Here is a 5,703-nt window from a genome sequence, read left to right on the forward strand (position 1 = left end):
TCCGCATGGGCGCGAAGATCGAAGGCCACGGCACCAGCCGCATCCACGTGCAGGGCGTGGACCGCCTGGGCGGCTGCGACCACCAGGTGGTGGCCGACCGCATCGAGGCCGGCACCTTCCTGTGCGCCGTGGCCGCCACCGGCGGCGACGTGCTGCTGCGCTGCGGTCGCGCCGACCACCTGGACGCGGTGATCGACAAGCTCACCGAGGCGGGCGCGGAGATTGAGGCCGGCGCCAACGCGGCCGGGCCTTTCATCCGCATCCGCGCCTCGGGCCGCATGAAGGCGCAGAGCTTCCGCACCACCGAGTACCCGGGCTTTCCCACCGACATGCAGGCGCAGTTTATGACCGTCAACTGCATCGCCGAGGGCGCCAGCAAGGTGACCGAAACCATTTTCGAAAACCGCTTCATGCACGTGAACGAGCTGGTGCGCCTCGGCGCGCGCATCCAGACCGAGGGCAAGGTGGCGATGGTGGAGGGGGTGCCGCGCCTGTCCGGCGCCACCGTGATGGCCACCGACCTGCGCGCCTCGGCCAGCCTGGTGATCGCCGGCCTGGTGGCCGAGGGCGAGACCACCGTCGACCGCATCTACCACCTGGACCGCGGTTACGACCAGATGGAAGTGAAGCTGCGCGCCATCGGCGCCGACATCGAGCGCGTCAAATGAGCCCGTCCATCACGCTTGCCCTGTCCAAGGGCCGCATCTTCGACGAGACCCTGCCGCTGCTGCGCGCGGCCGGCATCGAGGTGCTCGAAGACCCCGAGAAGTCGCGCAAGCTCATCCTGCCCACCAGCCAGGAAGACGTTCGCGTGGTGCTGGTGCGCGCCACCGACGTGCCCACCTACGTGGAGCACGGCGGCGCCGACCTCGGCGTGACCGGCAAGGACACGCTGATCGAGCACGGCGGCCAGGGCCTGTACCAGCCGCTGGACCTCAACATCGCGCGCTGCCGCGTCAGCGTGGCCGTGCGGGCCGACTTCGACTACGCCTCGGCCGTGCGCCAGGGCTCGCGCCTGCGCGTGGCCACCAAGTACACGGCCATCGCGCGCGAGTTCTTCGCCAGCAAGGGCGTGCACGTGGACCTGATCAAGCTCTACGGCAGCATGGAACTGGCCCCGCTCACCGGCCTGGCCGACGCCATCGTGGACCTGGTGTCCACCGGCAACACGCTCAAGGCCAACAACCTGATCGAGGTCGAACGCATCATGGACATCAGCTCGCGCCTGGTGGTCAACCAGGCCGCGCTCAAGCTCAAGCAGGCGCGGCTGCGCCCGCTCATCGACGCCTTCGCCCGGGCCGTGGAGCCCGCCACCGCATGACCCTGACCGCCCAGCCCCTTCGCCTGTCCACCGCCCAGCCCGATTTCGAGGCGCGCTTTGCCGAGCGCCTGCATTGGTCGAGCGAGACGGACCACGCGATCGAGCAGCGGGTGGCCGACATCCTGGCCGATGTGCGCCAGCGCGGCGACGCCGCCGTGCTGGAGTACACGGCGCGCTTCGACGGCCTGCGGGCCACTGGCGTGGCCGAGCTCGAACTCAGCCAGGCCGATTTCAAGGCCGCCTTCGACGCCTTGCCCGCCGCCCAGCGCGAAGCCCTGCAGTCCGCGGCCGCGCGCGTGCGGCGCTACCACGAGGCGCAGAAGAAGGCCAACGGCGAGAGCTGGAGCTACCGCGACGAGGACGGCACCCTGCTCGGCCAGAAGGTCACGCCACTGGACCGCGTGGGCATCTACGTGCCCGGCGGCAAGGCGGCCTATCCGTCCAGCCTGATCATGAACGCCGTGCCCGCGCACGTGGCCGGCGTGCCCGAGATCGTCATGGTGGTGCCTACGCCCGTGCGCGGCAGCGTGGCGACCGGTGGCGTAGAAGGCGGCAGCGGCGCCGCCACCGCCACGCGCGGCGAGCGCAACGAGCTCGTGCTCGCGGCGGCCCACGTGGCCGGTGTCACGCGCGCCTTCACCATCGGTGGCGCCCAGGCCGTGGCCGCGCTGGCCTATGGCACGGCCACCGTGCCCAAGGTCGACAAGATCACCGGCCCGGGCAACGCCTACGTGGCCAGCGCCAAGAAGCGCGTCTTCGGCACCGTGGGCATCGACATGATCGCGGGCCCGAGCGAAATCCTGGTGCTGGCCGACGGCAGCACGCCGGCCGACTGGGTGGCCATGGACCTGTTCAGCCAGGCCGAGCACGACGAGCTCGCGCAGAGCATCCTGCTGTGCCCCGACGCGGCCTACATCGAGGCCGTGCAGGCCGCGATCCACCGCCTGCTGCCCACCATGCCGCGCGCGGCCATCATCGCCAAAAGCCTCAACGACCGCGGCGCGCTCATCCTCACGCGCGACATGGACGAGGCCTGCGCCATCAGCAACCGCATCGCGCCCGAGCACCTGGAGGTCTCCAGCGCCGAGCCGCACCGCTGGGAACCGCTGCTCAAGCACGCGGGCGCCATCTTCCTGGGTGCCTACACCAGCGAAAGCCTGGGTGACTACTGCGCCGGCCCCAACCACGTGCTGCCCACCAGCGGCACCGCGCGGTTTTCCTCGCCGCTGGGTGTCTACGACTTCCAGAAGCGCAGCAGCCTGATCGAAGTGAGCGAGCGGGGCGCGCAGACCCTGGGCGCCGTGGCCGCCGAACTGGCCTACGGCGAAGGCCTGCAGGCGCACGCGCGCGCCGCCGAACTGCGCCTGCCCACCGTGCCCCCGATGCGAGGCGATGCCCAATGAACAGCCCCGCGAACCCCAACCCGCTCGCGCGCATCCGCCAGGACATCCAGTCCATGCAGGCCTACGCCATCCAGGAATCGGCCGGCCTGGTCAAGCTGGACGCGATGGAGAACCCCTTCCCGCTGCCGCTCGAGCTGCAGGCCGAACTGGGCCGGCGCCTGGGCGCCGTGGCCATCAACCGCTACCCTGGCGCGCGCATCGACGAACTCAAGCGCGCGCTGGAGCGCTACGTTGACCTGCCCGCCGGCCACGCGCTGATGCTGGGCAACGGTTCCGACGAACTGATCTCCCTGCTGGCCATGGGCTGCGACCTGCCCGGCGCCAGCCTGCTGGCCCCGCTGCCCGGCTTCGTGATGTACGCCATGAGCGCGCAATTGCAGGGCCTGGCCTTCCACGGTGTGCCGCTCACCGCCGACTTCGCACTCGACGAGGCCGCCATGCGGGCCGCGATGCGCGCGCACCAGCCCGCCATCACCTACCTGGCCTACCCGAACAATCCCACGGCCAACCGCTTCGACCCGGACGTCATGCGCCGCCTCATCGCCGAGGCCGCCCGCTTCGGCGGGCTGGTGGTGGTGGACGAGGCCTACCAGCCCTTCTCCAGCCACACCTGGTTGGACGAGATGCGCGCCCATCCCGAGGCCAACGCGCACGTGCTGCTCATGCGCACGCTCTCCAAGTTCGGTCTGGCCGGCGTGCGCATCGGCTACCTGCTGGGCCCGGCGGCCCTGGTGCACGAGTTCGACAAGCTGCGCCCGCCTTACAACGTGAGCGTGCTCAACGCGGAGTGCGCGCTGTTCGCGCTGGAGCACGCCGAGGTGTTCGCCCAGCAGGCGGGCGTGATCCGCGAGCAGCGCGAGGCGCTGATGGCCGCGCTGGCCCGCCTGCCCGGCGTCCAGGCCTTCGCCAGCGAGGCCAACATGGTGCTGGTGCGCGTGCCCGACGCGCAGCGCGCCTTCGACGGCCTCAAGGCACGCGGTTTGCTCGTGAAGAATGTTTCTAAAATGCACCCGCTGCTGGCCCAGTGCCTGCGGCTCACCGTGGGTACCCCCGACGAGAATGCCCGGCTCATCCAGGCCCTGCAGACCGCCATATGACCTCCACCACGCCCACTTTTCCCCCGCCGGGTCCGAATGACCGCGCCGCCCAGGTGCAGCGCAACACCAACGAAACGCAGATCGGCGTGCGCATCAACCTGGACGGCAGCGGCGTCGCCGTGCTGTCCACCGGCATTGGTTTCTTCGACCACATGCTCGACCAGATCGCGCGCCACGGCCTGATCGATCTGGAGATCATCGCCAAGGGCGACCTGCACATCGATGGCCACCACACCGTGGAAGACGTGGGCATCAGCCTGGGCCAGGCCTTCGCCAAGGCCGTGGGCGACAAGAAGGGCATTCGCCGCTACGGCCACGCCTACGTGCCGCTCGACGAGGCGCTCTCGCGCGTGGTGATCGACTTCTCCGGCCGCCCCGGCCTGCACATGCGCGTGCCCTTCAAGGCCGGCATGATCGGCGCCTTCGACACCCAGCTCACCTACGAGTTCTTCCAGGGCTTCGTCAACCACGCCGGTGTCACGCTGCACGTGGACAACCTGCACGGCGAGAACGCGCACCACCAGGCCGAGACGGTGTTCAAGGCCTTCGCGCGCGCCGTGCGTTTCGCCCTCGAGCGCGATCCCCGCCTGGGCGACGTGATCCCCTCCACCAAAGGTTCGCTCTGAACCCGTTCCTTTCTCCGTGATGAAAGCCAGGACGGTCGCCGTCGTCGACTACGAGAGCGGCAATCTGCGTTCGGTCTCGCAGGCCGTGCTGCATGCCGCGCGCGGCAGCGGCGTGGAAGTGGTCGTGACCCAGCGCCCCGAAGACGTGATGGCCGCCGAGCGCGTGGTGCTGCCTGGCCAGGGCCACATGGGCGACTGCATGCGCGCGCTCGCGGCCTCGGGCCTGAAGGACGCGGTGCTGCACGCCTGCGCGCACAAACCCCTGTTCGGCGTCTGCGTGGGCATGCAGATGCTGCTGGACCGCAGCGACGAAGGGCCCACCGAAGGCCTGGGCCTGATTCCCGGCCGGGTGGTGCGCTTCGAGCTGGAAGGCCAGCGCCAGCCCGACGGCAGCCGCTACAAGGTGCCGCAGATGGGCTGGAACCAGGTCTTCCACGACCTGGGACGCGGCGTGCACCCCTTGTGGGCGGGCATCGCCGACGGGGCCTACTTCTATTTCGTGCACAGCTACTATGCGCGGCCCGAGCGGCCCGAGCACGTGGTCGGCGAAGCGGACTACGGCGGCCGCTTTGCAGCCGCGGTGTCGCGCGCTAACATTTTTGCGACCCAGTTCCACCCCGAAAAGAGCGCGGACCAAGGCCTCGCGCTCTACCGCAACTTCCTCCACTGGAACCCCTGAGCCGCGCACCCGCGCCTGCCCAAGACCATGCTGCTGATTCCCGCCATCGACCTCAAGGACGGCCACTGCGTTCGCCTCAAACAGGGCGACATGGACCAATCCACGGTGTTCAGTGACGACCCGGCCGCCATGGCGCGCAACTGGGTCGACAAGGGCGCGCGCCGCGTGCACCTGGTCGACCTGAACGGCGCCTTCGCGGGCAAGCCGAAGAACGAGCAGGCCATCCGTGCCATCCTCAAAGAGATCGGCAGCGAGGTGGATGTGCAGCTCGGCGGCGGCATCCGCGACCTCGACACCATCGAGCGCTACCTGGACGCCGGCCTGCGCTACGTGATCATCGGCACCGCGGCGGTGAAGAACCCCGGCTTCCTGCAGGACGCCTGCACGGCCTTCGGCGGCCACATCATCGTGGGCCTGGACGCCAAGGACGGCAAGGTCGCCACCGACGGCTGGAGCAAGCTCACCGGCCACGAGGTGGTCGACCTGGCGAAGAAGTTCGAAGACTACGGCGTCGAATCCGTCATCTACACCGACATCGGGCGCGATGGCATGCTCAGCGGCATCAACATCGAGGCCA

The 5,703-nt window shown here is 69.6% G+C and carries 7 protein-coding genes; all 7 read left to right on the top strand.

The genetic code is table 11. The annotated features are described in order from the left end of the window. Window positions 1–668: UDP-N-acetylglucosamine 1-carboxyvinyltransferase (locus BGO22_RS19965; protein WP_286852268.1), on the top strand; the 668-nt coding region annotated here is incomplete at its 5' end. Beyond that, complete coding sequence (gene hisG, locus BGO22_RS19970) at window positions 665–1,321, top strand: ATP phosphoribosyltransferase (protein WP_070399144.1); 657 nt, start codon at window positions 665–667, stop codon at window positions 1,319–1,321. The genes BGO22_RS19965 and hisG, both read left to right, overlap by 4 nt. Next, complete coding sequence (gene hisD, locus BGO22_RS19975; RefSeq protein WP_286852269.1) at window positions 1,318–2,724, top strand: histidinol dehydrogenase; 1,407 nt, start codon at window positions 1,318–1,320, stop codon at window positions 2,722–2,724. Before hisG ends, hisD begins: the two co-directional genes overlap by 4 nt. After that, on the top strand, window positions 2,721–3,821 hold the full coding sequence (gene hisC / locus BGO22_RS19980) for a histidinol-phosphate transaminase (RefSeq protein WP_286852270.1): 1,101 nt from the start codon (window positions 2,721–2,723) through the stop codon (window positions 3,819–3,821). The genes hisD and hisC overlap by 4 nt, the downstream gene beginning before the upstream one ends. Further along, on the top strand, window positions 3,818–4,447 hold the full coding sequence (hisB, locus tag BGO22_RS19985; RefSeq protein WP_070399141.1) for an imidazoleglycerol-phosphate dehydratase HisB: 630 nt from the start codon (window positions 3,818–3,820) through the stop codon (window positions 4,445–4,447). The genes hisC and hisB overlap by 4 nt, the downstream gene beginning before the upstream one ends. 19 nt (window positions 4,448–4,466) lie before the next feature. Then, window positions 4,467–5,126: an imidazole glycerol phosphate synthase subunit HisH gene (gene hisH, locus BGO22_RS19990; protein ID WP_070399140.1), complete on the top strand. Its 660-nt coding sequence runs from the start codon at window positions 4,467–4,469 to the stop codon at window positions 5,124–5,126. Between the two features lie 27 nt (window positions 5,127–5,153). Beyond that, window positions 5,154–5,703, top strand: a 550-nt coding sequence (locus tag BGO22_RS19995; protein ID WP_286852271.1) for a 1-(5-phosphoribosyl)-5-[(5-phosphoribosylamino)methylideneamino] imidazole-4-carboxamide isomerase, incomplete at its 3' end; no start/stop codon positions are given.

Origin of the sequence: Hydrogenophaga sp. 70-12, assembly GCF_001897365.1 — a bacterium.
Classification (GTDB): Bacteria; Pseudomonadota; Gammaproteobacteria; order Burkholderiales; family Burkholderiaceae_C; genus Hydrogenophaga; species Hydrogenophaga borbori.